This window comes from Actinopolyspora mortivallis DSM 44261 (assembly GCF_000384035.1).
In the GTDB taxonomy this organism is placed as follows: domain Bacteria; phylum Actinomycetota; class Actinomycetes; order Mycobacteriales; family Pseudonocardiaceae; genus Actinopolyspora; species Actinopolyspora mortivallis.
The window spans coordinates 2,403,685-2,429,342 of the sequence record NZ_KB913024.1 but is presented as its reverse complement, the minus strand read 5'-3'; the positions used below and the strand labels follow the sequence as shown (position 1 = coordinate 2,429,342).

Annotated in this window: 20 protein-coding genes; 12 read left to right on the top strand and 8 right to left on the bottom strand. The window is 69.2% G+C overall.

Annotated features, from left to right (window positions below):
* The first annotated feature begins 7 nt into the window (after positions 1–7).
* From ACTMO_RS0111460 to ACTMO_RS0111440, 5 genes are all read left to right on the top strand, one after another.
* Positions 8–1,060, top strand: a complete 1,053-nt coding sequence (locus ACTMO_RS0111460) for a zinc-binding dehydrogenase (protein ID WP_019854839.1) — start codon at positions 8–10, stop codon at positions 1,058–1,060.
* 209 nt (positions 1,061–1,269) lie between these two features.
* Positions 1,270–3,078, top strand: a complete 1,809-nt coding sequence (locus ACTMO_RS0111455; protein WP_026449121.1) for a penicillin-binding transpeptidase domain-containing protein — start codon at positions 1,270–1,272, stop codon at positions 3,076–3,078.
* A gap of 70 nt (positions 3,079–3,148) precedes the next feature.
* Positions 3,149–3,571 (top strand): type II toxin-antitoxin system VapC family toxin, encoded by a 423-nt coding sequence (locus ACTMO_RS0111450; RefSeq protein ID WP_019854837.1) that lies wholly within the window; start codon positions 3,149–3,151, stop codon positions 3,569–3,571.
* Between the two features lie 104 nt (positions 3,572–3,675).
* The gene (map, locus tag ACTMO_RS0111445; RefSeq protein ID WP_026449120.1) at positions 3,676–4,533 is read left to right on the top strand and encodes a type I methionyl aminopeptidase; all 858 of its coding nucleotides are present in this window, start codon (positions 3,676–3,678) and stop codon (positions 4,531–4,533) included.
* A gap of 111 nt (positions 4,534–4,644) precedes the next feature.
* Positions 4,645–6,192, top strand: a complete 1,548-nt coding sequence (locus ACTMO_RS0111440; protein WP_051099075.1) for a cobyric acid synthase — start codon at positions 4,645–4,647, stop codon at positions 6,190–6,192.
* Between the two features lie 257 nt (positions 6,193–6,449).
* On the opposite strand, the gene ACTMO_RS0111435 is transcribed toward ACTMO_RS0111440, so the two are convergent.
* Complete coding sequence (locus tag ACTMO_RS0111435) at positions 6,450–7,157, bottom strand: FadR/GntR family transcriptional regulator (protein ID WP_026449119.1); 708 nt, start codon at positions 7,155–7,157, stop codon at positions 6,450–6,452.
* A gap of 172 nt (positions 7,158–7,329) precedes the next feature.
* Between ACTMO_RS0111435 and ACTMO_RS0111430 the strand changes: the two genes are divergently transcribed.
* On the top strand, positions 7,330–8,514 hold the full coding sequence (locus tag ACTMO_RS0111430; protein WP_019854833.1) for a CynX/NimT family MFS transporter: 1,185 nt from the start codon (positions 7,330–7,332) through the stop codon (positions 8,512–8,514).
* A 144-nt stretch (positions 8,515–8,658) separates the two neighbouring features.
* Here the strand turns inward: ACTMO_RS0111430 and ACTMO_RS0111425 are convergent, their stop codons facing one another.
* Positions 8,659–10,056 carry a mycothione reductase gene (locus tag ACTMO_RS0111425; protein ID WP_019854832.1) on the bottom strand — a complete coding sequence of 466 codons (1,398 nt, stop codon included), beginning with the start codon at positions 10,054–10,056 and terminating at the stop codon, positions 8,659–8,661.
* Between the two features lie 508 nt (positions 10,057–10,564).
* Here ACTMO_RS0111425 and ACTMO_RS0111420 point away from each other — a divergent pair.
* Entirely contained in the window at positions 10,565–11,950 is a 1,386-nt protein-coding gene (locus ACTMO_RS0111420) for a sugar transferase (RefSeq protein ID WP_019854831.1), read from the top strand.
* A gap of 74 nt (positions 11,951–12,024) precedes the next feature.
* On the opposite strand, the gene ACTMO_RS20945 is transcribed toward ACTMO_RS0111420, so the two are convergent.
* Positions 12,025–13,176, bottom strand: coding sequence for a glycosyltransferase (locus tag ACTMO_RS20945; protein ID WP_019854830.1), 1,152 nt, complete (start codon positions 13,174–13,176; stop codon positions 12,025–12,027).
* Between the two features lie 36 nt (positions 13,177–13,212).
* Entirely contained in the window at positions 13,213–14,565 is a 1,353-nt protein-coding gene (locus tag ACTMO_RS0111410; protein ID WP_019854829.1) for an O-antigen ligase family protein, read from the bottom strand.
* A gap of 221 nt (positions 14,566–14,786) precedes the next feature.
* On the opposite strand from ACTMO_RS0111410, the gene ACTMO_RS0111405 reads away from it, so the two are divergent.
* Both ACTMO_RS0111405 and ACTMO_RS0111400 read left to right on the top strand, forming a co-directional pair.
* On the top strand, positions 14,787–15,992 hold the full coding sequence (locus ACTMO_RS0111405) for a DUF1972 domain-containing protein (RefSeq protein ID WP_019854828.1): 1,206 nt from the start codon (positions 14,787–14,789) through the stop codon (positions 15,990–15,992).
* Between the two features lie 4 nt (positions 15,993–15,996).
* Positions 15,997–17,655: a hypothetical protein gene (locus tag ACTMO_RS0111400; protein WP_019854827.1), complete on the top strand. Its 1,659-nt coding sequence runs from the start codon at positions 15,997–15,999 to the stop codon at positions 17,653–17,655.
* Between the two features lie 95 nt (positions 17,656–17,750).
* Here ACTMO_RS0111400 and ACTMO_RS0111395 read toward each other — a convergent pair whose 3' ends face one another.
* From ACTMO_RS0111395 to ACTMO_RS0111385, 3 genes are read right to left on the bottom strand one after another with little or no spacing between them, the layout of a single operon-like run.
* Complete coding sequence (locus tag ACTMO_RS0111395; RefSeq protein WP_084792113.1) at positions 17,751–19,538, bottom strand: right-handed parallel beta-helix repeat-containing protein; 1,788 nt, start codon at positions 19,536–19,538, stop codon at positions 17,751–17,753.
* Positions 19,539–19,593: 55 nt separating this feature from the next.
* Positions 19,594–20,016, bottom strand: a complete 423-nt coding sequence (locus ACTMO_RS0111390) for an FAD synthase family protein (protein ID WP_033401534.1) — start codon at positions 20,014–20,016, stop codon at positions 19,594–19,596.
* On the bottom strand, positions 20,013–20,780 hold the full coding sequence (locus ACTMO_RS0111385) for a CDP-alcohol phosphatidyltransferase family protein (RefSeq protein WP_019854824.1): 768 nt from the start codon (positions 20,778–20,780) through the stop codon (positions 20,013–20,015). Before ACTMO_RS0111385 ends, ACTMO_RS0111390 begins: the two co-directional genes overlap by 4 nt.
* 270 nt (positions 20,781–21,050) lie before the next feature.
* On the opposite strand from ACTMO_RS0111385, the gene ACTMO_RS0111380 reads away from it, so the two are divergent.
* A complete protein-coding gene (locus ACTMO_RS0111380) occupies positions 21,051–22,574 on the top strand; it encodes an AAA family ATPase (RefSeq protein ID WP_019854823.1) in 1,524 nt (507 codons plus the stop codon).
* A 5-nt stretch (positions 22,575–22,579) separates the two neighbouring features.
* Positions 22,580–23,806 carry a hypothetical protein gene (locus ACTMO_RS0111375; protein WP_245556137.1) on the top strand — a complete coding sequence of 409 codons (1,227 nt, stop codon included), beginning with the start codon at positions 22,580–22,582 and terminating at the stop codon, positions 23,804–23,806.
* 92 nt (positions 23,807–23,898) lie between these two features.
* Here the strand turns inward: ACTMO_RS0111375 and ACTMO_RS0111370 are convergent, their stop codons facing one another.
* A complete protein-coding gene (locus ACTMO_RS0111370) occupies positions 23,899–24,444 on the bottom strand; it encodes a YbhB/YbcL family Raf kinase inhibitor-like protein (RefSeq protein WP_019854821.1) in 546 nt (181 codons plus the stop codon).
* A gap of 364 nt (positions 24,445–24,808) precedes the next feature.
* Between ACTMO_RS0111370 and ACTMO_RS0111365 the strand changes: the two genes are divergently transcribed.
* Positions 24,809–25,621: a S1 family peptidase gene (locus ACTMO_RS0111365; protein WP_033401533.1), complete on the top strand. Its 813-nt coding sequence runs from the start codon at positions 24,809–24,811 to the stop codon at positions 25,619–25,621.
* Positions 25,622–25,658 lie beyond the last annotated feature (37 nt).

The following is a 25,658-nucleotide window of genomic DNA, read 5'->3' as shown; positions in this document are numbered from 1 at the left end:
CGTGTCCATGACGGCAACCATGCTCGCCGGGCGCCTGAACGTCGACACGGCTCGATTCGCCCTCGAAGAGATCCCCGTTCCCGAACCCGGCCACGGCGAGGTCCGCGTCAGAGTGCGCGCGGCCGGAGTGTGCCTGTCCGACGTGCATCTGGTCGAAGGAAGTCTGCGACCACGGTTTCTGGAGGAAAGCGCGGTGACGCTCGGACACGAGGTCGCCGGGGAGATCGACGCGTTGGGACCCGGGGTGCCGGAGGGTTGGAAACCGGGCGCGCGCGTGCTGTTGCAGGCGGGAGAACGCTGTGGGCGGTGTGCCCGCTGCGTGCGCTACACCGAACCCTGTCTGAGCGCGCGGACGCGCGGGGTGGACTACGACGGAGGATGGGCGGAGTACGCACTGGCCACCCACCACACCCTGGTGTCCGTCCCCGACGAGCTGCCCCTCGAACAGGCGGCGATCGTTCCGGACGCGGTGTCGACCCCCTGGGCGGCCCTGGTCAGCACGGCGGACGTGCGCCCCGCCCAGCCGGTCGGAGTGTGGGGAGTCGGCGGACTCGGGGCCCACGGAATCCAGCTGCTGCGTCTGGTCGGGGCGGCGCCGATCGTCGCCGTCGACCCTCTGGAGTCGGCACGTGCGCGTGCGCTCGACTTCGGGGCCGACGCTGTGTTCGATCCGGGGGATCCGGAGCTGCCCCGGCGGGTCGGGGCCGCCACGGGAGGACACGGTCTGGACGCGGCCTTCGACTTCGCCGGGGTGCCCGCCGTGCGGGAACAGGCCGCCGAGTGTCTGGCCCCGCAGGGGAAGCTGACTCTGGTGGGGCTGACCCCCGAACCGCTGACGATCACCGACGGTGTTCGTTTCTCCTTCGCCAAGCAGCAGCTTCGGGGGCACTACGGCTCGTCCCCCGCCCATGTGGAGCAACTCGTGGAACTGACCCGACACCGTCGGCTGGACCTCTCCCGTTCCGTCAGTGACACGATGCCGTTGAGCGAGGCCGGGGCGGCGATCGAACGGCTGCAGCGGGGTGGTGACACCCCGATCAGGCTCGTGCTCACTCCCTGAGCGGCCACCGGGACGGGTCGTGCGGGACGGCCCCGCGGACCGTTCCGAAGCCGTTCCGCTCGGAGGCTGTGATTCCCGGCACAGGATTCCGGTGACGCCGTCGTGTCGTCCCCGCTCAGCGGAGTGCCGGGCGGGGAGGGGACGGCGGGGAAGAGCCCGGTGTGCGAGCGGTGGATCACGGCCGTGACGTTGTTCGGCATACTGCGGGTGTGTCTACAGCTCGATCCGTCAGCCTCCTGGCCGGTCTGCTTCTCGTCGTCCCCCTCTCCTCCTGCGGGGTGTTCGATTCGGGCCCCTCGGCCGAGGACACCGCCCAGTCGTATGTGAACGCCTTCGCCGCGGGGGAGAACACGGCGGCGGCCCGGTGGACGGACAAACCCGAGACGGCCCGGAAGTTCCTGGCACGAACCAGGAAGAACCTCTCCCCCGAGGGAGCCAGCGCTTCGGTGACGGAGGTCAGCACCGGTGAGTCCGGTGCCTCGGCCGAGGCGACCTTCGACATGTCCTGGGACTTCGGTTCCGGTCGCGTGTGGGAGTACGAGGGCGAGCTGCGGCTGCGCCGACAGGACGACACCTGGAAGGTGCGGTGGCAACCCTCGGCGGTGCATCCCGAGCTACAGGCGCGGCAGAGCCTGCACTACGAACTCGATCCCGCCACCCCCGCTCCGATCCTCGGACGGGACGGCACCCGGATGATGGGGCCCGAGCGACTGGTTCGGGTCACCCTGGTTCCCGGGCAGGCCGACGAGCTTGCTTCCGTGGCCGGGTCCCTGGCCGAGGGACTGCGGCCCGTGGCACCGACGGTGACCGAGCAGGACATCCTGTCCGGTGCCCGGGAGGTGGAGGAGAACCGGGCTTACACGGTGGTCACACTGCGCTGGGCGGACTACCAGCGTGTGAAACCGGACATCTACGAGTTGCCCGGCGTGCGTTTCCCGGACAGTACCGAGTTGGTCGCCTCCGAGAAGGACTACGGATCCCAGGTGCTGCCCGCGATAGCGGAGGCGAGGAAGGACCGGCTCAACGGAAAGGCCGGTTGGCGGGTGTTCACCAGGAACGCCTCGGGTGCGGAGGTCGAGACGCTGCACCGTGTCCGTCCCGAACCGACCGAAGCGCTCACCACCACGTTGAGCGACCGGGTGCAGCGTGCCGCGGAGCGGGCGGTCGACCCGGTCGACAAGGCCGGGATGATCGTGGCGATGCGTCCGTCCGACGGGGAGATACTCGCCGTGGCCCAGAACGCCGCCGCCGACGACAAGGGCCCGCTCGCCTTGACCGGGCGCTATCCTCCCGGCTCGACGTTCAAGACGGCCACCGCGCTCGCGGCCCTGGAACGGGACAGGGTCGGCATCGACGACGTCGTCGCCTGTCCGGCGGAGAGGACGTTCAACGGCAAGACGTTGCCCAACTCGCACCACTTCGACCTCGGGCGGGTGCCACTGCGGAAGGCGTTCGCCGAGTCCTGTAACACCACGTTCGCCCAGCTGGCCTCGGACATGCCGGCCGAGGCGTTGCCCGAGGCGGCCGAGAAACTGGGGATCGGGGCGGACTTCGTCATCCCCGGGATCACGACGGTCACCGGGGAGGTCCCGACCTCCGAGGACGAGGTGACCCGAGCCGTCAACGGCATAGGCCAGGGAAAGGTGCTCGCCAGTCCGTTCGGCATGGCGCTGGCCTGTGCCACGGTGGCCAACGGGGAGATGCCCACGCCGACGTTGATCGAGGGAGCCGAGACCGAGGTCAACAGGGCCGCGGAGCAGGCGCCTTCCGGGACGGCGCTGCGTCAGTTGCGTGCGATGATGCGGGAGGTGGTCCGCTCCGGGACGGCCACCGAGCTCTCCGGTCTGGGGGAGGTCCGTGGCAAGACGGGGACGGCACAGTTCGGTGACGGGGACCGGGCTCACGGCTGGTTCGCCGGATACCGGGGGGACCTCTCCTTCGCCGTGCTGCTCACCGACGCCGACAGTTCCGAGCGTGCGGTGTCCGTGACACGGGACTTTCTGCGGCGTGTGTCCTGAGCCCGGTGTGTTAGCTTGTCGCACACCTCGTTCGGGTGTGCACACCGTGTTGTCGTCGACGGGAGAGCGCGTGATCTACTTCGATTCCTCGGCGTTGAGGAAGCTGATCGCGGCGGAGCCGGAGAGCCCGGCGCTGAGCAGGTGGGTCCGTAACAACTGGGAACAGCCCCGGGCGACGAGTGCCGTGTCCAGGGTGGAGATCGTGCGTGGTTTTCGGGCCGCCGGACCCGCGGCCGAGAACCTGGCCTCGATCGTGGTCTCCAAGATCGACCAGTTGCCCGTCGGCGAGGAGGTGCTGGACATGGCCAGCACCCTGGACTCCCCGCTGAGTCACACGGACGCCATCCATCTGGCCTCGGCCTGCCGCGCGGAGGAGGGAGTGCGCGCCTTCGTCTCCTACGAGCCGACCGTGCTGCGGGCGGCCAGGCGTGCCGGCTTGGTCACCGTCTCCCCCGGCAGTTATTCCGACGGGATCGTCGAGGAGAGCTTCTGAGACCGGGGACGAGCGTGGGGCCCTGTGGTCGGGAATTGGTCGTTGCGGGGGTTGTGCGCCCCTGCCTGCGGCTTCGTCCGGTGACGACGTTCTAGAGTGAGGGTATGCCGGTACGAAGCCCGTTGCAGCCAGGACAGCAGACCCCGCGCCGTCCGGTCCCCCCGACCATCGAGCGGCCCGAGTACGTGGACAAGCCCGCTCCGCGCCCCAACACCGATCCGGACGTGCAGCCCCCGGAAGTGATCGACGCCATGCGTGTGGCGGGAAAGCTGGCCGCACAGGCCCTGGAGGAGGCGGGCAAGGTCATTCGGCCGGGGATCACCACCGACCACATCGACGCGGTGGTGCACGAGTTCTTCGTGGACAACGGGGTCTATCCCTCCACGCTCGGTTACCGGGGCTTTCCCAAGTCGTGCTGCACCTCGCTGAACGAGGTGATATGCCACGGCATCCCGGACTCCACCGTGATCGAGGACGGTGACATCGTCAACGTCGACGTGACCGGTTACGTCCACGGCGTGCACGGGGACAACAACGCGACCTTCCTGGCCGGGGAGGTGTCCGAGGAGGCCCGGCTGCTGGTCGAACGTACCCACGAGGCGACGATGCGGGCCATCCGCGCGGCCCAGCCGGGGCGGCAGCTCAACGTGATCGGACGGGTCATCGAGTCCTACGCCAAGCGTTTCGGCTACGGGGTGGTACGGGACTTCACCGGACACGGCATCGGTCGTTCCTTCCACAGTGGTCTGGTGGTGCTGCACTACGACGACCCCTCGGTGCAGACTCTCATCGAGCCGGGGATGACGTTCACCATCGAACCGATGATCACCCTGGGCACCCACGAGTACGACGTGTGGGAGGACGGCTGGACCGTCACGACCAGGGACAAGAGCTGGACCGCCCAGTTCGAGCACACCATTCTGATCACCGAGGACGGCAACGAGATCCTCACACGCCCCTGAGCGCCCGCCCCGGCCGTCCCGTCCGGCTGTGTGCCGTCCCGGGTGTGAGGGACGGCACTGCCCGGGCGGGGCGGCCCCGGCGGCGCACGGCTGTGGGGTATGAAAGCGGACGTGCATTCGCTGCTGGTTGCCGGGACGACGTCGGACGCGGGCAAGAGTGTGCTGGTGGCGGCGCTCTGTCGCTGGCTGGCACGCCGGGGAGCCCGTGTGGCCCCGTTCAAGGCCCAGAACATGTCCAACAACTCCGTGGTCACGGCCTCCGGCGGGGAGATAGGTCGGGCCCAGGCCGTGCAGGCGGCCGCGTCCGGGGTGGAACCGGACGTGCGGTTCAACCCGGTCCTGCTCAAACCGGGCAGCGACCGCAGTTCGCAGGTCGTGGTGCTGGGGCGGGTGGACGGGACGACGACCGCCCTGTCGTACCGGCAGCGCAAGGCGGAGCTGCTGCACACGGTCACCGAGACCCTGGACGGACTGCGTGCCGAGTACGACTACGTGATCTGTGAGGGGGCCGGTTCTCCGGCCGAGATCAACCTGCGTGAGCACGACATCGCCAACATGGGGTTGGCACGGGCCGCCGGGTTGCCCGTTCTGGTGGTGGGCGACATAGACCGGGGTGGGGTCTTCGCCCAGTTCTTCGGGACGCTGGCCCTGCTGGACCCGGCGGACCAGGCCCTGGTCTCCGGTTTCGTGGTGAACAAGTTCCGGGGTGAACGGGAGCTGCTCTCCCCCGGCCTGGAGCGACTGCGACAGTTGACCGGCAGACGTGTCCACGGGGTGCTGCCGTGGGACGAGGAGCTGTGGCTGGACGCGGAGGACTCGTTGTCCTACGTGGCCGACGGGGTGGTGGGCCGTCCCGCTCCGCCGTGGGGAAGCCAGTGGCTGCGCGTGGCCGTTCCCCGGTTGCCGCGGATCTCCAACGCCACCGACGTGGAGGCGTTGGCCGCCGAACCGGGTGTCTCGGTCCGGTTCGTCACGGAACCCTCCCGGTTGACGGACACGGATCTGGTGGTGCTGCCCGGTTCCAAGTCCACCGTCGCCGACCTGGAGTGGTTGCGGGAGACCGGGTTGGCCGAGGCGGTACTGGCCCACGCCGCCTCGGGACGGCCGGTGGTGGGGATCTGCGGTGGTTACCAGATGCTGGCCGGCCGTATCGTCGATCACGTCGAGTCCGCCGGTGGTGAGGTGTCGGGGTTGGGGCTGCTGGACTTCGACGTCGAGTTCGCCGCCGAGAAGACCCTCGGCAATCCGGTGGGAACCGCCCTGGAGCATCCGGTGACCGGCTACGAGATCCACCACGGGCGGGTGCGGCGCCGGGGGGACGTTCCCGCGCTCGTCCGTTCCGGGCAGGACGAACCCGAGGGGGCGTTGCAGGGTTCCGTGGCCGGAACGCATTGGCACGGGCTGTTCGAGAACGACGAGTTCCGCCGGGAGTTCCTCCGGTGGGCCGCCGGGCGGGCGGGACGGGAGGGTTTCCGGTGCTCCCCGGACACCTCGTTCGCCGAGCTGCGTGCCGGACAGCTCGACGCCCTCGGTGACATGGTCGAGCGGCATCTGGACACCGTGGCGCTCCTGCGCTTACTGGACGAGGGGGTCCCCAGGGGACTGCCGAGGCTGTCCACGCATCCGGTGTGCGCGGAAACTCCTCGGAGCGGTTCCTGAAGCCACGGCCGGTGTGCTCCGCCGACGGGCCGGAAGGCTCCGGTCGCGGCAGCCGGTGTCGCACAGTCTCGGGGCTCGTCGAGCGGCGACCGGCCACGTGTCCCGTGCTCGGGCAAGGCCCCGCGAGCACGTGTCGGCCACCCGTGCCCTGCGCGGAACCGTTTCCGGACTCCCGGCTCGTGCGCGCGGGTGGGACACGTGTGCGGACCGGGGAAACACGTGTCCGGCCGTTCGCCCCGATGCCCGCGTGACTCGGTTCAGGTTCGCGGGGCGGAGGTGTCGGTTTCCGGGAGTCCTTCGACGTCCGCCAACAGCTCGTCGAGGAATCCTCCCGCCTCGGCGGCGGCGAGTTCCGGATTCCCGTCACGGACGGCTTCGAACAGCTCCGTGTGTGACACGGTGCGCTCCGGGGGCACCGTGGGGTCGAAGGTGGTGGCGACGCTGGAGAGCACCGCCTCGCTGATGCCCTGGTAGAGCTGTATGAGCACCGGGTTGTGCGAGGCCTGGACCAGCCGGAGGTGGAAACTGCTGTCGGTGTGGGCCACCCTCTCCGGGTCGCGTTCGCCGATGGCCGCGTCCCGTTCCCGCAGGGCCACCTCCAGCTCGGCCACGTCGGTGTCGGTGCGTGCCGTGGCGGCCAGGCGCGCGCTTTCGACCTCCAGGGCCCGGCGTACTTCGAGGACCTGACGCAGCTCCGTGGTGCAGAGCTTGCCGACCGCCCCCGATATCTCGCTGGTGGCCCGCACGAAGGTCCCGTCGCCCTGGCGCACTTCGAGCAGTCCCGCGTGGGCCAGTGCCCGGACGGCCTCGCGCACCGTGTTCCTGCCGACACCGAGGGCCTGCACGAGTTCCGCTTCCGGAGGAATCCGTTGTCCGATCGGCCATTCCCCCGAGGCGACGAGCTGGCGCATCTGGGCGATGACCTGTTCCACCAGGCCGGTCCGTGTGGTCGTGACCAAAGGCACAGGGTGGTCCTTTCATCCAAACATCCTACGTTTGCGATACTAGTACGCGATGTCTTACGAGTCGCATACAGAAGCCGTTTCCGACCGGCTGACCGTTCAGGATGCCAGTTCCACGGTGGGCCACCCCAGAAACGATGCGACTTCGCAAGCCAATGAACGCAGGACCGAGACCGTGGGGGACGGCCGCGTCTCCGCCGTGGGCGGTGGCCTGCTGCTGGCGGGGGTGGCGCTGGCCGCCGCGAACATGCGTCCCGCCGTCACCAGTCTGTCCTCGATCCTGGGGGGTGTGCGGGAGTCGCTCGGGGCGAGTGCCACTTGGGCCAGCATGCTGACCTCGGTGCCGACCCTGTGCTTCGGGGTCGCCGGGATCAGCGCTCCCGTGCTGGCGCGCCGCTGGGGGATGCAGCGCGTCGTCGGAGTGGCGCTCGGACTGCTGACGGCGGCGATGGTGCTGCGAGTCACGGGGGCGGCCACCACGGTGCTGGCCGGAACGGTGGTCGCCTGTGCCGCCATCGCGATGTGCAACGTGCTCATTCCGGTGGTCGTCAAGGAGTCCTTCCCGAACCGGGTGGGCATGGCCACCGGGCTCTACACCACGGCCATGGCCGCCGGTGGTTCCGCCGGGTCCGCCTTCACCCCGTGGCTGCGTGCCGAGTTGGGGGGATGGCGACTGGCGCTGGCCACCTGGGCCGTGCTGGCGCTGGCCGCCTTCGCGGTCTGGGTTCCGGCCAGTCGCGGACGCGGGAGCAACGCGGCACCGAGCGCTCCCGACAGCTCGGCGGAGTCGGGCAAGTCACTGCTGCGCAGTCCGCTCGCGTGGGCGGTGACCGGCTACTTCGGCCTGCAGTCCCTGGTGGCCTACGTGATCATGGGATGGCTGCCCGAGGTGTTCAAGTCCGCCGGGACCAGCGCCTCGACGGCGGGAGCGCTGGTCGGACTGGTGCTGTTGATCGGCGTGCCCGTCAGCATGGTGCTGCCACCGCTGGTCACCAGGACCGAGGGACAGTCCGTGTGGACGGTGGGACTGGCCGCCACGGCGATAACGGGTTTTCTGGGTGTGCTGGTGGCTCCGCTGGCGGCCCCGCTGCTCTGGTCCCTGTTGATCGGCATCGGTATGAGCGCCTTTCCCCTGGCACTGGTGCTGATCTCGTTGCGTACCCGCAACGCGGCCGAGACGAGCAGGCTGTCCGGAATGGCCCAGAGCGTGGGGTACCTGATCGCCTCCACGGGCCCCTTCCTGTTCGGGATGCTGCACACCGCGACCGGATCCTGGCAGGCTTCCCTGCTCGTGCTCATCGGCGTGCTCACCGCCCAGGGGCTGCTCGGAGTGTTCGCCGGACGTCCACGCACCGTCTGAAGCGCGGCGCGTGCGGGCGAAGCCCGTGAGGGGCGCACTCGCGCACGGAGCGGAGCCCTCGAAGGCGAGGACGTCGCCGGCGGGCTCCGCCCGCGTGTCAGGGACGACGGACGACGGGAGGGACGCGGTCTCGTGCCGTCCCCGTCAGTCCAGCTCCAACCCGAGCAGGGCGTTCTCCACCAACTCGGGCATGGCCGGGTGTATCCAGTACTGTCCCCGGGGCAGGGAGCGGGCGTCGAGTCCGAAGGACATCGCCTGCACCAGTGGTTGGATCAGGGTGGGGGCCTGGGGCCCGATGATGTGGGCACCCAACAACCGCCCGGAGGCGGGATCGGCCAGCAGCTTGGCGAAGCCGGTCCGATCCTCCATGGCCCATCCGTAGGCGATGCCCGCGTAGTCCTGTACCGAGCTGGTGTAGGTGACTCCCCGTTCCCGCGCCTGCTGTTCGGTGAGGCCGACCGAGGCTATCTGCGGTGCGGTGAACACCGCGTGCGGGACGAACCTGTGGTCGCTTTCGACCGGATCGTCCGGGTGCAGCAGGTTGTGCTGGACCACCCGTTCCTCGTGGTTGGCGACGTGTTTGAGTTCGTGCTCGCTGCTGATGTCGCCGAGTGCCCACACGCCCTCCACCGAGGTTCGCTGTGTGGAGTCCACCCGGACCTTGCCGTTCTCGGCGGTGGCGATCCCGCCCGCGGCGGTGTCGAGCAGATCGGAGTTGGGTCGTCTTCCGGTGGCCACCAGCAGGGTCTGGGCGTGTACGGTCTCGGTGCCGTCCGGTCCTTCCAACACGAGTTCGACGCCGTCCCCGCTCGGGGCGACCTTCGTCTGGGTGCGGTTGAGGCGCAGGTCCCACCGACGAGCGGCCGTTTCGGTGAAGCGTTCCGAGACGTCCACGTCCTCCCCGCGCAGTACCCTCCCGGAGCGACCGACCATCGTCACGTTCACCCCCAGTGACGAGAAGATGTGCGCGAACTCGGCTCCGATGAAACCCGTCCCCAGGATGATCATGCTCTCGGGGAGCCGTTCGAGACGCATCACGCTGTCGCTGGTGTGGTAGTCGACGTCGCCGATACCGGGGATGTCGGGGATGAGGGGGCGACCTCCCGCCGCCACCACCACACGGTCGGCGCTGATGGTCTCCTGACCGGCGTCGGTGTCGACCACGAGCCGGCGCACTCCGGTGAACCTGGCCACGCCCTCGTAGAGGGTCACGTTCGGGTTCTGCTCCGCCCGGAAACGCCGACCGCTCTCGGCGATCGTGTCGATACGTCCGAAGATGCGGTCCCGGATCTCCTCCCAGCGCACCTCGGTGCGACGCAGGCCGACACCGAGTGTCTGCCCGGCGGAGGGGGACTCGGCCACGTCGGCGGTGTGCACGAACATCTTGGTCGGTATGCACCCGACGTTCAGGCATGTCCCCCCATAGGAGGAGGCGCTGCCGACGCCCTTCTCCACGACGGCCACGTCCCAGTCGGAGAACCGGTCGTCCAGGATCGCGTTGCCCGAACCGGTGCCGATGATGATCAGATCGAAGTGTCGCACGTGTCCATCCCGTCTCGGTTGTGTTGCCGGAACGTACAACCAGCGGGAGAACGGCGACATTCCTCCCGTACTCCGTCGGGCGGCAGGTGTTCGGGTCGTCGGACGGTGCTTCGTTCGGTCTCCCTGTCGGGTTCGCTCGTGGGGAACTTGAGCGAAAAATGGCGAATTGTTATCTGTTCGTTCCGAATTCGGAACGATTTTCCCGAAGGTTTTTACGGGTGGTGTGACCAGGTTTTTCTCCGGTTCAGTGGTGCGTTCGTGCGCTGTAACGCGACATGAAAAAGCTTCGAAAAATGGGGACGGGATCTCGGTTCACTCCGGCGACGGAACGGCGCTGCGCGCTCGGGTCGTCGGCGGCGTGTCATGGATGAGTGGAGTTCGTATGCGGATGTCTCGGCCACGGCCGTGGGAGGACACCGAAGAACCGCACGACACCCCGTCCTTCCGGCACGAGACTGCTGACGAGGACGACGGGGGGGACGGCAGCGGACCGACCGCAACAGGGGGGATGCGATGGGAACGGCTGTACCGACTCGCGGTGGCGGGAAGCGACACGAGCGCCGCGTTGCTGTGCGTGGGCGGCGGGGCCGTGTTACTCGACCGTCCCGGGGGAAGTCGGGGGCTGCTCCTCGTCGTCGCGGTGGCCGTCGCGTTGGTGATTCCACTGGTTCCCTCCTGGGACCAGCGGATTCTCGGTCAGGGGACCGAGGAGTTCCGCAGACTGGGCCGAGCACTGTTGACCACGGCCGTGGTCCTGGCCTTCGCGGCTGTGGCCTCCGGGGCCACGTCACTGCGTGACTGGATCTTCGGCGTGCTGCCCTGCACGGCGCTGCTGTGCCTGTTACAGCGCTACACGCTGCGCAAGATACTGCACCGGTACAGGGCCGCCGGTTCCTGCCTGCTTCCGGTGATCGCCGCGGGACATCCGGACGCCCTGGAGGACCTGATAGCGCGGACCCGCCGCGAGTCACACCTCGGTTGGCAGATACGTGCCGTGTGCACCTCGGGAAGGTCCGGCGACGGCCGGGCCCCGGACCGGATCGACTCGGTGCCCGTGGTCGGGGGATTCGAGGACGTGGCCACGAAGGCGCGGCTCGGTGGTTACCGGGTGGTGATGATCAGCGCCGACCGGTACTGGACCCGCACCAGGATGCAGCGGCTGTGTTGGGACCTGGAGGGAACCCCCACCGAGATGGTGGTGGCCCCCATGCTGATGGACATCGCGGGTCCCCGGGTGCACGTCTCGGAAGTGCTCGGTATGCCGCTGCTACGGCTGAGCGAGCCGGTCTTCACCGGACCCCGGTTGTTCGTGAAGTCCCTGGTGGACAGGATGGGAGCACTGGCCCTGCTGGTGTTGTTGTCCCCCGTGCTGGGGGTGATCGCCGCCTGCGTCAAGGCGGACAGCGCCGGCCCCGTGCTGTACCGGCAACGCAGGGTCGGCCATCACGGCGAGCCGTTCGTGATGCTGAAGTTCCGCACCATGGTCGAAGGAGCCGACTCCCTCCGAGAGGAACTCACCCACGACGAGGGAGCCGGACCGCTCTTCAAACTCCGTGACGACCCCAGGACCACCGCTGTCGGGAGCTGGCTGCGCGGCTACTCGTTGGACGAGCTTCCCCAGTTGGTCAACGTCCTGCGCGGGGAGATGTCCCTGGTCGGCCCCCGTCCCTCGCTGCCGGGGGAAGCCGCCCGCTACGAACCGGAAATGCGCAGGCGTTTCCTGGTGCGGCCGGGAATGACGGGGCTGTGGCAGGTCAGCGGTCGCAGCGACCTCTCCTGGTCCGAGAGCGTGCGCCTCGACCTGCGTTACGTCGAGAACTGGTCGTTGACCCTGGACGCGATGATCCTCTGGAAGACGGTGCGTGCCGTGCTGGGCAGGCAGGGAGCCTACTAGTGTGTTCTTCCGCCCCGCTGCTGAGAACGGCCGAACGCCCTGAGGGGACTCCGACCGCTGTCGGAGGGACGGGTTCACGGGAACTTCCGTGTTCCTTCGTCCACACCGACCACTCGCCGAACACGGTGGCGATAACGTCGCGGGGAGAACAGCTCAGCCGCCTCGGTGCGGGCGGAGCGGGCCAGCGCGGTCGTGGCCTCCCAGTCGTCGAGCAGCTCCGCCGTCCGGTCGGCCAGGGCACGCGGATCGTCGGCGGAGACCACGTGGCCCCTTCGACCCCGGTCGACGGTTTCGGGCAGTCCCTGGGCGTCGGTGACGATCACCGGACGCATCGCCAGCTGTGCTTCCACGGCGGTGTTGCCGAACGGCTCCGTACGCGAGGGGACCAGGACCATGTCGGCGGCGGCGTAGTGGGCCCACACGTCGTCGGTGAAGCCGTGCGTGGTCACGACGTGTTCGAGACCGTGCCGGCGCACCAGCTCCTCCAGCTCCCGTTCGAACCACTCGTAACCGGGAAACGTCGAGCCCACCAGGTCCAGGCTCACCCGATATCCCCGGGCGCGGAGCAGCGCCACCGCACGCACGGCGACGTCGGTGCCCTTGCGGGGGGAGAGCCTGCCCACCACGAGGAGCCGGCGTGGCCTCCGCTCCGAAGGCGGCGGTTCCGGAGTCCGTGGGGGTCCCTGCACACCGTTGCGCAGCACCCGGACGCGTTCCTCACGCAGCACCGGCAGACTGTCCGAGAGCACCTCCTTCGCGGCGTGGCTGTTGACCAACACCGTGTGGCACCACAGCAGGGGGGCGTTCAGACCGAGTCGCACGGGCAACGGGGCGTCCTGTTCCGCCTCGTGCACGTGGGCCACCACCCGGTGGCCCAGCAGCCGGGCCAGCGGCGGCCACAGCGGAACGGTCACCGTGTTCACGTAGACCGTCTCGGGTCGGTACCGCAGCAGCAGCCGCAGTGCGGGAAGCACGCCGAGCAGACAGTCACGCAGCACGGTGAGCAGTCCGCGTGGCCGCAGGGCGCTTTTGCGGAGCACGGGAGTGCGACAGCACAGCACTCGTGCCCCCGCCGCGTGCAGTCGTCGGACCAAGGGTCCGCCCGTGGGCAGCACCACCAGGACGACACGCCCCGCCTCGGTCAACGCGCGCACCGACTCCAGGAACATCCGGTCGGAGCCGTACAGCTCCGCCGAGGGGTGGACGAACAGGACAGGACGAACCATGACCACCTTCCGACCTCGTCTCCGTGGGGCACGTGTCTAGGCTCCGCCTCGGCCGGCCCGCACGGGGGAACCGACCGGGAGACGGCGGCGTACGGGGGGAGACGTCCTGCCGGTCCGTTCCCCGGTGCCGCGCCCGTCGCCCGGGAAGCGAAGCATCTCCGCCCAGGCCGCGAGCACGAACAGCCACACGGCCGCCACGTTCGTCGGAGCGCCGAGCGACTCCGCGAACATCGAGTTGGCCAGCATACCGATCAGCAGGGAGTGGACGAGTATCCGCTCCGGATGGGAGCCGGGGGAGGAACGCGCCGAGCGTGCCGTGTTGACGAAGATCCCGACCACCAGGGCCGACCACGCGGCCAGCCCGACCAGGCCGGAGTTCACCAGCAGGTTGACCACGGCGTTGTGCCCGCCTCCGAGTCCGATCTCGTCCAGGAACAGACCACGGGTGGCGCTCTGGCCGTGTCCGTAGAGCGGTCTGGTGGCGAATTCCTCGAGGGCGTATCCCCACAGCTCCGTCCGGGAGTTGAGGGTCAGCAGCCGCGTCGTCGAGTGACCACGGGTGAAGAACGCGACGATCGCGGGCGCCGCCAGCAGGAACACCGCCAGCATCCCCACGGAGAGGAAGGCCGCGATCTCCACACGACGTGCCCCGCGCCACCGGATCCACAGGGCGGCCAACGACCCCAGGGCCGCGCCGAAGGCCGCTCCACGGGTGTTGGTGGCCATCAGGCCTCCCGCACAGACGAGGAGCATGCCGAGATACACCGGGAACGGCCACCGGGCTCCCCCGTGACCGTGCCTGCTGCCGAGCAGGTAGGCGAGCAGGACGACAACCGCGATGGCCAGGAACTGGCCCGCCGTGACGGGGTGCAGGTACAACCAGGTGAACCGGTCCGGCTGGCTCTCGCGCCGGGGGAACGGAACCAGCACTCCGAACACCACGGAGGCGGTGACCAGAACGCAGTAGGCGTGTGCGAAACGGTGCATCGTCGGACGACCGGTGTGCCGGACCACCGCACGTGTCAGGGCGAGCAGGACGACCATCTGCCACGAACGCACCAGCGCCATCTCCGGGTACGGCGTGTAGGCCGTGGACAGACACAGGCTCGCCACGTAACCGTAGGTGGCCAGCGTGGTCCAGTGCGCGGTGCGAAGTCGTGGCGTGGGACGGAACCGCAGGAACAGCCACGCGGCGACCAGGGCGTAGACGGCGATCTCCAACAGTACGAACAGGTCCGGGTTTCCCGCCACGGACTGGTCCTGTTCGCGGATCCGGAACTTGTACTCGCTGGATACGATCAACGCCAGCAGACAGGCGGACAGTGTCCAGCTGTCGGTGTCCGGACGGGGCTCGGACGAGTTCCAGAGGAAACGGCGTGAGTCGGGCACGGGATTCCTTCGCGGAAGGTTGCGGCCCCCGCTGTGGCGGAGGAGGGCTGTCGGCGAATCGGGACCACCCTAGAAAGCGTGAGCGACGTTCGGGGAGGGTGTCGGTACACGAACACAGGAACCCCACGGTGCGGCGGCAGCGGTCACGCGGACGTCCGGCCACTCCCGCTCACCGCCGCCCCGAACGCGGAGAGGGACCACCCGGACGGACACGGGAATGGATGACGATGCGCATAGCGATGTTCGGCACGCGCGGAGTTCCCGCGCGCTACGGCGGATTCGAGACCTGTGTCGAGGAGGTGGGACGGCGACTGGTCCGGATGGGACACGACGTAACGGTGTACTGCAGACACGGCAATGATCCGCGGGGGGAGGCCGGTGAGCACCTGGGGATGCGGCTGGTGCACCTGCCCGCCCTGCGTAGGAAGTCCCTCGAGACGTTGAGCCACACCGCCCTGTCGGTGGGGCACGGGATGCGTCGCCCACCGGAGTCGGCCTTCGTGTTCAACGCGGCGAACGCGCCGTTCCTGCCGTTGTTACGGGCTCGTGGCGTTCCCACCGTCACCCATGTGGACGGACTCGAGTGGCAGCGCGCGAAATGGGGCGGGGCGGGCAAGCACTACTACCGTGCGGCGGAGGCTATGTCCGTACGCTGGTCCGACGCGTTGATAGCCGATTCACGCGGGATACAGGACTACTATTCGCACCGTTTCGGCGTCGACACCGACTACATCCCCTACGGCGCCCCGGTGCTGCGGGCGGCCGGCTCGGACTCCCTGTCCGAGTACGGACTCCGTGCCGGGCACTACCACCTGCTGGTGGCCCGTTTCGAACCGGAGAACAACATCCACCTCGCCGTGGAGGGGTATCTCGCCAGCGGGGCGCGTCACCCCCTGGTACTGGTGGGCGCGGCTCCCTACGCGGACTCCTACACCGCTCTGGTACGCCGACAGGCCGCCCGGGGCGACGGGATCCTGTTCGCCGGGCCGGTGTGGGACCAGCGCGTTCTCGACCAGCTCTACGCCAACGCACTGTCCTACGTGCACGGACACTCCGTGGGAGGGACGAATCCCTCGTTGCTGCGCGCCATGGGAGCGGCCACCGCGGTCTCCGCCTACGACGTGAGTTTCAACCGGGAGGTTCTCGGTCCCTACGGGGCCTACTTCTCCGACGCCACGGAGCTGGCCGAGTGCTTCGACGCCGCCGAGCGGGCACCGCACCGGACGGCAGAGCGCGGCAGGCTCCAGCTGACCAGGCTGACCCAGCACTACGACTGGGACCGCGTGGCGCGGGACTACGCGGATCTCGCCGAGCGGGTCCGCCACACCGGCCTCTCCCCGCGTGCGGGGAGGAGACCGTCGTTGCTCGCGAGGTTGCGCGCGGGCACGACGCAGGAACAACGGGAGCAACGGGCGAAGAGGGAGTGAACTGGTGACCCGAAGCCGAAGAGTCGGGGCTGCACTGGCCGGTGCCGTCCTGTTCGGAGTGTTGACGAGCCCGGCAGCGGGGGCCGCCGAGGAGTCCCCGCGGCCGGTGACGGCGGGTGCCCTGCCGACTCCGCAGACCGACGGGATCGTGCTGTCCGTGGAGATCGTGGGAGACACCGTCTACGTGGGAGGCCACTTCGACAAGGCCCGCCCGGCGGGAGTGTCCCCCGGAGGGGCCGGGGAGGTTCCCCGGGACAACCTGATGGCGTTCGACCTGCGTACCGGGGAGATCCTCCCCTGGTCCCCCTCGGTGACCGCCACCGAGTTCGAGTCCTCCACCGACCCGGGGGCGTTGTGCGACTCGGTGGGTACCGACCGCTGGCGCTGCGACAGCGTGTTCGACATCACCGCGGGTCCGGACGGGAAGCGCGTCTACGTCGGAGGAGACTTCGACAGGATCGACGGTTCGTGGCGGTCCCGGGTGGCGGCTTTCGACACGGCGGGACGAACACTCGTGGACGACTTCGCCCCTCGGGTGGCGGGGCGGGTGCGCACCGTCTCGGCCACCCGTGAGGCGGTCTATCTCGGCGGGGCCTTCGACGCGGTCGACGGAGTGGAACGCACCAGGCTGGCTGCGGTCTCCCCCACCGGGGGACTGCTGGACTGGACCCCGGAGGCCGACGCCACGGTGCACAGTCTGCGGGCCGTGCCCTCCCACGGGCGGGTTCTGCTCGGCGGGGCCTTCGACACGGTGAACGGACAACGGCGGGTCGCCCTGAGCGCTGTGGACACCGCCTCCGGGGCGAACGTCTCCTGGCAGTGGGAGGCTCCGTCCGTCGAGGACGTGGTGACCGACATCGTCACCGACGAGAAGGGCAACGCCTACTTCGGTTCCTACAACTGGCACGGCACGAACCCCCGTCTCGAGGGACGCGGGGCGGTGCGGATCGACGACGGAGCCACCGTCTGGATGGACGGCTGCTACGGGGACACCCAGTCGGTGGCGGTCGCGGAGGGGGTGGTCTACGCCGCCTCCCACACGCACTCCTGCGCGGCCCTGGACGCGATCCCCGAGGACGGTCCCATCGACTACCAACGGTTGACCGCGGAAACCGCGGCCGTGGGAGGCAGCGCCGTCAGGGACACCAATCACGTCAGTGAGGGCGACCCCGTGCCCGAACTGTTGCCGTGGTTGCCGAACACCAACGGGGGGCCGCAGGACAGCCCCTGGAAGAACGGTCCGTGGGCGATCGACGCGAACTCGGAGTACGTGGTGGTGGGCGGCGAGTTCACCACCGTGAACGGGCAGCCCCAACAGTCGTTGACCCGGTTCGCCGCGCGTTCGGTGCCCGGGGCGGTCCACAACGGTCCGCAGGTCCCCTTCGGCGCGCCCGAGGTGCGGCGGAACTGGATCAGTCGTGACGTGACGATCGAGTGGCAGGGAACCTGGGACGCGCAGAACAGCGCGATCCGTTACGAGGTGATCCGGGTGGGCACCTCGGAGCCGATCCACACGGTGACCAGGGAGTCGTGGCCCTGGGAGATCCCGAGTATGAGCTTCACCGACACCGACGCCCCCAGCGGGGACACCGAGTACTGGATCCGGGCCGTGGACGCCGACGGGGCCTCCATCGGCTCCCCCAGAGGCAGCACCGGTTGGTGATCTCTCCCCACCCGGGCCCGCGTCCTCCCGCCACGGGATCCCGCGCGGGCCCGGGACGGGACCTGCTCCGCACCGCGGAACGGTCGAGTCGCGGGTCAGGACCGTCCGGGCGGAACCAGCAGCCCCACGTCGGGGTGCCGCCGCGGCGGCACCCCCAGCCTCTCGGCCGTTTCCGGAGGGGTCGGACGCCCCGCGCCCCTGCCCGGAACACCGTCACGCAACAGGTGGTTTCCCCGCTCCGGGGCGCGGAACGGAGTCCCGGGAAAGCGGGTGTGCACACTGTGTTCGCCGTGACCGGTCCTCTCGGTGAGCTCGGACAGGTCCTCGATCCGCTCGGTGACTCCCGATCCGAGATACCAGTCCCCCAGGTGTTTCTCCTCGCCCCGGAGATAGACGTTCCCGTCACTGTGCGAGACGAACTCCGGTGTCGGTGCGCTCCTCGGTTTGTGGTCGGCCGCGGAGAAGAAGGGATGCCGTCCGGCGGTGCCCGCGAAGTAGTTGTTCACGAGCCTCGTCTCGCCGGTGATCCAGCTCAGCCCGCGAGCGGCGCTGTAACGGTCCGAGTCCGGTGGACGCGGATCGTTGTACAGGCCGAGGGATCCGTTGTTGCCCGTGAAGGTGTTGTGGACCAGACGCACCCGGTCGGAACTGGACAGTTTCACGCCGAGCCCGTCGTTGTCCGCGATCAGGTTGGAGGCGAGCAGCGCCGCCGAGGAGACCTCGTAGAACAGGCCGTGCTTGAGGTTTCCCCGGGTGACGTTGCCCAGTACCAGCGCGTTCGTGCATCCCAGGTCGCACCACCATCCCGTGCCGAGGTTGTCCAGGAAGGTGTTCCCTCGCACCACGGGACGGTCGGTTCGGGTTATCTTCATGCCGGCGGCCCCGATGGCGGGTCCGCTCAGGGCGAAGCGCTCGCGGTTGTTGCGGGCTGCGAGATTGCCGGAGAGTCGTATCCGGTGCGCCCTGTTGGCCATCAACCCGACGAGACCGTTGTCGCTGAAGACGTTGTCGACGACCTTCGCCTCGGGGGCGAACACGGCGGTCCCGCTGGACGCGGACCACACGAACGCGTTGCCCTCCAGGGTGACCCGGGGTGAGTTGACCACCACCATGGCTCCCTGGCGCCCGTATTCCTGGCGTGAGGCGTAATGGGCCACCCCGACCCCCCGCAGACTGCTCCCCGCCGCCGCGGGGCCGTCGAACTGGAGCAGCCAGGGGCGGGTCGCGACCTCGACTGTGGCGCCGTTCGGGTCGCTGCCGACCAGCAGCACCCCCGCTGAGGGGTCGGAGAGGAACGTACCGGGTTCCAGTTCCCGACGGGTGTCGACCTGGCGCAGCGGCGTGCCGTCGCGGAAGACCATCTCGGCCAGTCCCGCGTGCGGGTGGGCGGGGTCGATGATGGCGGGAAGGAAACAGTCCCGGCAGAAGTCCGGGTTCCATCCCGTGTGGGCCCATCCCCCGGACGTCCTGGTCCAGTCGGTGATGATCCGACTGCCCTTGAACCAGACCCGTTCTCCGGGAAACGACCTGATGTGCAACCGCTTCCGGACGATGCCCACGCTCTGCCGGTAGGTGCCCTCGCGCAGCACCACGGTGGTTCCGGACTCGGCCCTGTGGACCGCTTCGTTCAACGTGCGCAGCGGGTCCCCCCGCCCGCCCGTCGCGTGGTCCGCGCCGTGCGGGGAGACGAAGAGCGCCGTGGAGGGCACGGGCGCGTCGGTTCCCGGAACGCGGGGCAGTGAGCTCTCGAACGGGGGAACTCCTCCCGGGTCGGAACTGCCCGGCCGAGGGGGAGCTGCGGAGAACAGCAGGAACACGCACAGCACCGCCGTCGCCAGCACCGCCGGGACACGGCGCCACACACGTCGCCGCCCTGGTCCCATGTGTCGGTCCACCTTTCACGGGTCGGGACTTTCCCGCCTCGACGGACCGCGACGTTCACTCGGTCACGGACAGCCGCCTACGCAACAGTGTGCTCGAAACACTGTCGGTGTAGGGAAAGTACACGACCCGGACCCCGACACTGGCGAGCTTGGCCTCCAGTTCGCGTCCCCGCGTGCTACCTCGCCAGTCGTCGCCCTTGAACAGTACGTGGAAACCGATCCGTTGCCAGGTCAGGTACTTGTCGACGTGCGGATCCGGCACGGCCTGGTCCACGTAGCGGATGCTGGAGACGATCTCCAGCCGTTCCTCGAAGGGAATCACGGGCGGGCGTCCCTTGGCGCTGGAGACCACGTCGTCGGTGGCCACCCCCGCGACGAGCAGGTCGCACTCCGAACGCGCCCGTTCCAACACCCGAAGATGGCCGACGTGGAACATGTCGTAGGCACCCGGCGCGTAACCGACCACAGGTCTGTTCACGGTTGTCCACCCCCGGCGGTCAACCGTCGCATACGCAGGAACCAGGCGGGCAGCGCAGCGCAGGCGAACAGCACGTGGGCGAGGAACAGGACGGTGTAGACCGTCCGGAACACCGCCGGGAAGCCGAGCAGCGCGAAGGACAGGCAGAGCACTCCGTAGTCGGTGGGAGCGACCAGCAGGGAACGCCACACCGACGAGGCCTTCGCAGGGCCCGTTCCGCCGACGTGCACTCGCCGGAGCTGGTCGTTCAGGATCATGCCGAAGAAGAGGACGCTTTCCACCACGGCGAAGCCGAGCGGGACCAGTGACCAGCCGACGGGCTGTTCCACGAAGGAGTACCAGGACACGAGTACGGCCACGTGCACCAGTGGGATCTTGGCGCTGTCGACCACGTGGTCCAGCCACTCACCGGCCGGTCCACCGCCTCCACGGAGCCTGGCCAGCTGCCCGTCGGCGGAGTCCAGGGCATAGCCGAGCAGCAGGGTGAGACACACCGCCACTCCCTGGACCGGCGAGGGGGGAAGCAGTGCCACGGCCAGCACACCGAGGAGGGTGCACAGTGCACTCACTCCGGTCACCTGGTTGGGAGTCCGCCCCCACAGGTGGGCCAGCGCGGCCAGCAGACCTCCCGCCCTGCGGTTGACGAAACGGGAGTACGCGGGGGCTCCCCGTGCGGACTTCTGCACGTCCGGCAACCGGGCGAGCGTGGCTTTCCATCCCGCATCGGCGGACCGGTTGTCGCTCGTCGACGGGGAACCGAGCACGGAATCTCCTTGGTGTGCCGCGTCGCCTCACGTGGAGGACCTTCGTGAGGTCCCTTCCGGGACCACTTTCGAAGATCGTCCGAAAGGCCCTGTTCGTTACAGCGTTGGTGGGATCGACGTGTTCGCTGACGGTGACCTGTTCCGTGACATGATCCCCTCGGTGGGGGACTGTCGGAAGTGCCGACCGTGGGACGGTTACGCTCCCGTGGGCACTTGGCGGCGAGCTCTCGTGCCGTGCCGCGTGCTGAAGGGACCGTGGATGGAGCCGCGATGAACGAACTGCTGCCCGCTCCGAACATCATCGGTGCCCTGTGGCGGTACAGGTGGAGTTCGTCGCTCGTGGTCCTGGGTACCGTACTGGTGAGCGTGCTCGTCGCTCTCACCGTGGGCGGAGCGGGCTCGGCGCAGGCACGGATCGTACTGAAGTCCCCGGACTCCGTGCAGGCCCTGGGATTCGAGGTGAACAGCGAGTCCGGGTTCGTGCGTTACGTCAACCAGCGGGCACTGTTCGTCACCTCGGACCGGGTGCTCGGTGCCGCCCGTGAACGGCTCGACGACCCGGAGAGCATCGAGAAGCTGCGCGACTCGGTGCGGGCACGGGCTTCGGACAACGGGGATTCTGTGACGGTGGCGGTCGATCTCGGGGACGCGGCCCGTTCGGCCGAGGTGGCCAACGCCGTCGTGGCCGCCTACCAGCGTGAGTCGGCCGCCGAGGTGCGGAAGGCCGCGGAGGAGGCCCTGAACGCTCTGCGGTCGCGTCGTGCGGAACTGGCCGAGCAGCTCGAACAGGCCGGAAGCGCCACCTCCACGGCGGCCGAGCGCACGGTCAGCGAACTGGACCAGCGGATCACCGAGATCGACATCTCCTCGGAGCAGTTCGGCGACGGGGTCGCCTTCGTGGACAAGGCCGTCACGGACTCCTCGGGTGTGCTAGCCCTCTTGCTCCGCAACACGGCCGCCGGCCTCGCCGTGGGCTTGGTGCTGGCCGCCACCATCGCCTGGGTGCGGGCCGACCGGAACCGCAGGGTCCGCAACGCCACGGATCTGACCCGGCTCACCGAGGAGCCCCTGCTCGGCGAGATCGAGGCCCTGGGGGAGGAGGAGTCCGCACGGCTGCACAATCTCGTGGTGCCCCCGCTCGGCTCCTACCGCCTGGTCGCCTCCGTGCTGCGGAACACCGTGCGGGGCGGACTGGTCGCCGTCACCGGAGTGAGCGTCGGTGACGGGGCGACCACGACCGTGTTGCAGGTGGCCGGAGCGGCGGCCCGGGACGGGCTGCGCGTGCTGGTGGTCGACGCCGCCGTGCGCACCAAGGAACTCTCCCACAGCGTGGCGTTGCAGAACGACTGGTACGGAATGGCCCCCATAGCCGCGGGAGCCGCCACCCTGCACACCTCCACCCGCACCATCGAGGTGAACCCCGGTATCCAGTTCCGGGTTGTTCCCGCCGGACGTGCGGGGGAGGGCGCTCCCGACTACTTCCGCTCCTCGTTGCTGCGCAGGGCCATGGCCGAGGCCAGGGCGGGCTACGATCTCGTGCTCGTTGACCTGCCTCCTCTGGAGAGCGTGCCGGAGATGAGCGCGCTGATACCGGCCGCGGACGGCGTCGTGCTCACCGTGCGCCGGGAGGGTTCGGTGGCCGCCTGGCACAGGGCACGGGAGAGGATCGAACTGCTGGGAGGGCGGGTCGCCGGGCACGTGTTCACCTTCGCCCAGCCCGTCGCCTCCGAGGGAACCCGGGAACAGCCGGAGACACGTGGCGGTGTGGCGGCCTCCCCGGAACGCCGCGGGTGAGCCCGGTGACGCTGGCGAGACGCCTCGTCCCCACCGGCGGGGTCTCGAGGGACGGGATGGCCGGGATACTGTCCCAGGGAGCCACCGCGGCCGCGAGTTTCGCGGTGCAGTTCGTGGCGGCCGCGAACCTGGAGCTCGCCGAGTACGGCGTCTTCGCGGTGTTGCTGGCGATGTCGGTGGGAGCCAACGCGCTCTACGTCGGCTTCGTCTGCGACGGTTTCGCCGTTTTCGACCGGCACGATCCCGCGAACCGGGCCGGACTGGTGACCAGTGCCGTGTTGGTCACGGGGCTGTGTGTGGTCTGCGCGGTGCTGTTGTGCGCGGTGCTGACCCCCGAACGTCGGTGGTTGCCCCCGGTCTACGCCGGGCTGGTGGTGTGCAGGTTCCTCGCGGAGACGGTGCGCAGGATCTTCGTGACACGACTGGACTTCGGTTCCCTGCTGAGAACCGACCTGTGCGCTCTGGTGGTGACCGTGCTGGCGTTGGCCCCGGCCACCGGTGGTTTCGACCGGGCCCGGCTGACGGTGCTGTTCGGGGTGATGTGCTGCGGGGCGCTCACCACGGTTCTGGTCGGGTTGGTTCTGCTTCCCCGGTGGGAGTGGACCCGGCTGCGTCCCGGTGTCCGGGCGTTTCCCACTCTGTTCGGATTCGCGCTGTGGCGCGCGTTGCAGGCCGGTCTGCGTCCGTTGAGCCTGCTGGCGGCCCGACTGCTCGTGGCGCAGCTGGTCTCCACCGCCGCGGTGGGCGCGCTCGAACTGGCTCGGCTGGTGGTGGCTCCGGTACAGGTGCTGATCAACGGTTGCGGAAGCCTGTTGCTGGGCAGGATGGCGGCCAAGCGGCGGAACGGCGGGGAGAACGATCCGCGCGCGCTTGACGGGGTAGCTCGGAAACTCGGGGTGGCCGCGGCCGCCTGCGGGGCCGCCTCCGGGGTGCTCGCGGTGGGACTGGGGCCGGTCCTGTTGGGGAAGTCGCCGATGGTGGCGGTGGTGCTCGGGTGGGTGGTGTACCAGGTGGGCTGGGCCGTGGGGCTTCCCTACGTCACCGAGCTCGTGACTCGACGCGTGTCCCGCCGGGTGTTCGTCATCCGGGGGGTCGACTCGGTGCTCGGACTGGGGTTGGCGACCTGCGTCGTGCTGGTCACGGGAGAGGTCACGTTGCTTCCCCCCGCGCTCGCCGCGGGAGGCCTGTGGACCGTCCTGGTCGCTCGTCGTGCGGTGGTGCGTCCACTGTGAGTGCTTTCGTTCCGGCGATCCGTTCGGGAGGGAGTGCCGCGGCTCACCCCGGCCGGGGTGAGCCGCTTCTCCCGGAACAGGGAACGGGCGGGTCAGTGTGCGTAAGTGGGGGCGATGACCGCCCGTCCGACGGCGTGGAAGGCGAGCATGAAGTTGACCACCGCCGGAGTCGCGTCCTCGTCCACACCGAGTTTGTCGCTGTCCACGGCGGTCACGGCGAAGTAGTAGCGGTGCGGACGGTCCCCTTCGGGCGGGGCCGCGCCGCCGAAGGCGCGTTCGCCCATGTCGTTGCGCACGTGGAAGGCCCCGGAGGGGACTCCGTTGCCGCTGCGGTCTCCGGCACCGGTGGGGAGTTCGGTCACCGAGGCGGGTACGTCGACCAGCACCCAGTGCCAGAAACCTCCCGGGATGGGAGCGTCGGGGTCGAAGCAGGTGACCACGAAACTCTTCGTGCTCTCCGGGAAGCCGTGCCAGGAAAGCTGCGGTGAGATGTTGTCCCCGCCCGCACCCATGCCGTCGAAGGCCTGGGCCTTCGACATGGGTTGGCCGTCGGTCACGTCGTTCGAGGTGACCGTGAAAGAGGGTATCTGGGGAAGAAGGCTGTACGGATCGGGGTCGATGGGACGTTCCAGGCTCATGGTCTCTCCCCTTCTCGTGGTTCGGAGTTCGGTGCCGCTCTCCCCTCGGAGAGATCGACCGGTTCCACCCTATTGACGGGCGTGAGTTCCTGTGCCGTGGGGACGGGCCGGTCGGGGTGTCGTGTCCTCCTCGGACGGTGGGAGACGTCGTTTCGCGGGTTACTCACCGCTGTGACACAGAAAGTATCCCCACACGATCGGGTGGTAATCGTTCGTTCTCGCCGCTGAGGCGCGCTGGTCCGGAACTCTTCGTGGACACTGGTTCCCGTCGGTGCGGCCGACGAACTCGATCAGGCGATCACTCTGAACGGGGACTTCCGTGTGAGTGCCGTGGAGCTTCTCACAACGGCGACGGGGGGCGAACATGCGAGGAAGGTCGTGGCGTGACCAGTGTGCGGTGCTGCTCGCCGCTCTGTTGTGGACCGCGCTGACGCCGCTCGGCGCGGCAGCCGGGGAGGCCCGGTTCGGGAGCCTCGCGGCGGAACGACCCGTGGTGGGGGGCGAACCGGCCCGGGTGGCCGATCACCCCTGGGTGGTGTATCTGACCGACCGTCGTGGCGAGCAGTTCTGTGGCGGGACCCTGGCGGCCCCGGACAAGGTGGTGACCGCGGCCCACTGCGTGGCCGAGCAGCGCCCGGACGACGTGCGGGTGGTGGCGGGACGGACCGACAAGAACTCCGGTGCCGGAACAGTGACGGAGCTCGCCGGGATCTGGACGCATCCCGACTACAGCAGCGCCTATCGGGGAGCGGACGTGGCGGTGCTCACGCTGCGGAGTTCGCTGTCACGTCCCACCCTCGCCCTGGCCGACGGGCAGGACGAACAGCTGTACCGTCCGGGCAGGATGGCCACGGTGCTCGGCTGGGGAGCCACCTCCGAGGGAGGGGTTCCGGCGGACGTCCTGCGCAGGGCCGAGGTGCCGATCAGGGCGGACTCCGAGTGCTCGGCCGCCTACGGCGGGGATTTCGTCCCCGGTGCCATGGTCTGTGCCGGCTACACCGAGGGCGGGGTCGACAGCTGCCAGGGTGACTCGGGAGGACCACTGACGACCGGGGGCAAGCTCGTCGGGGTGGTCTCCTGGGGAATCGGCTGTGCCCGCCCCGGCAATCCCGGGGTGTACACCGAGGTCGCCGCCTACGCCGACTCGCTTCGGGCCAGGCTCGGTTCCCGAGGGTGACCTCCCGTCCACACGGGTGCCGTGGAACGGGTGGCGG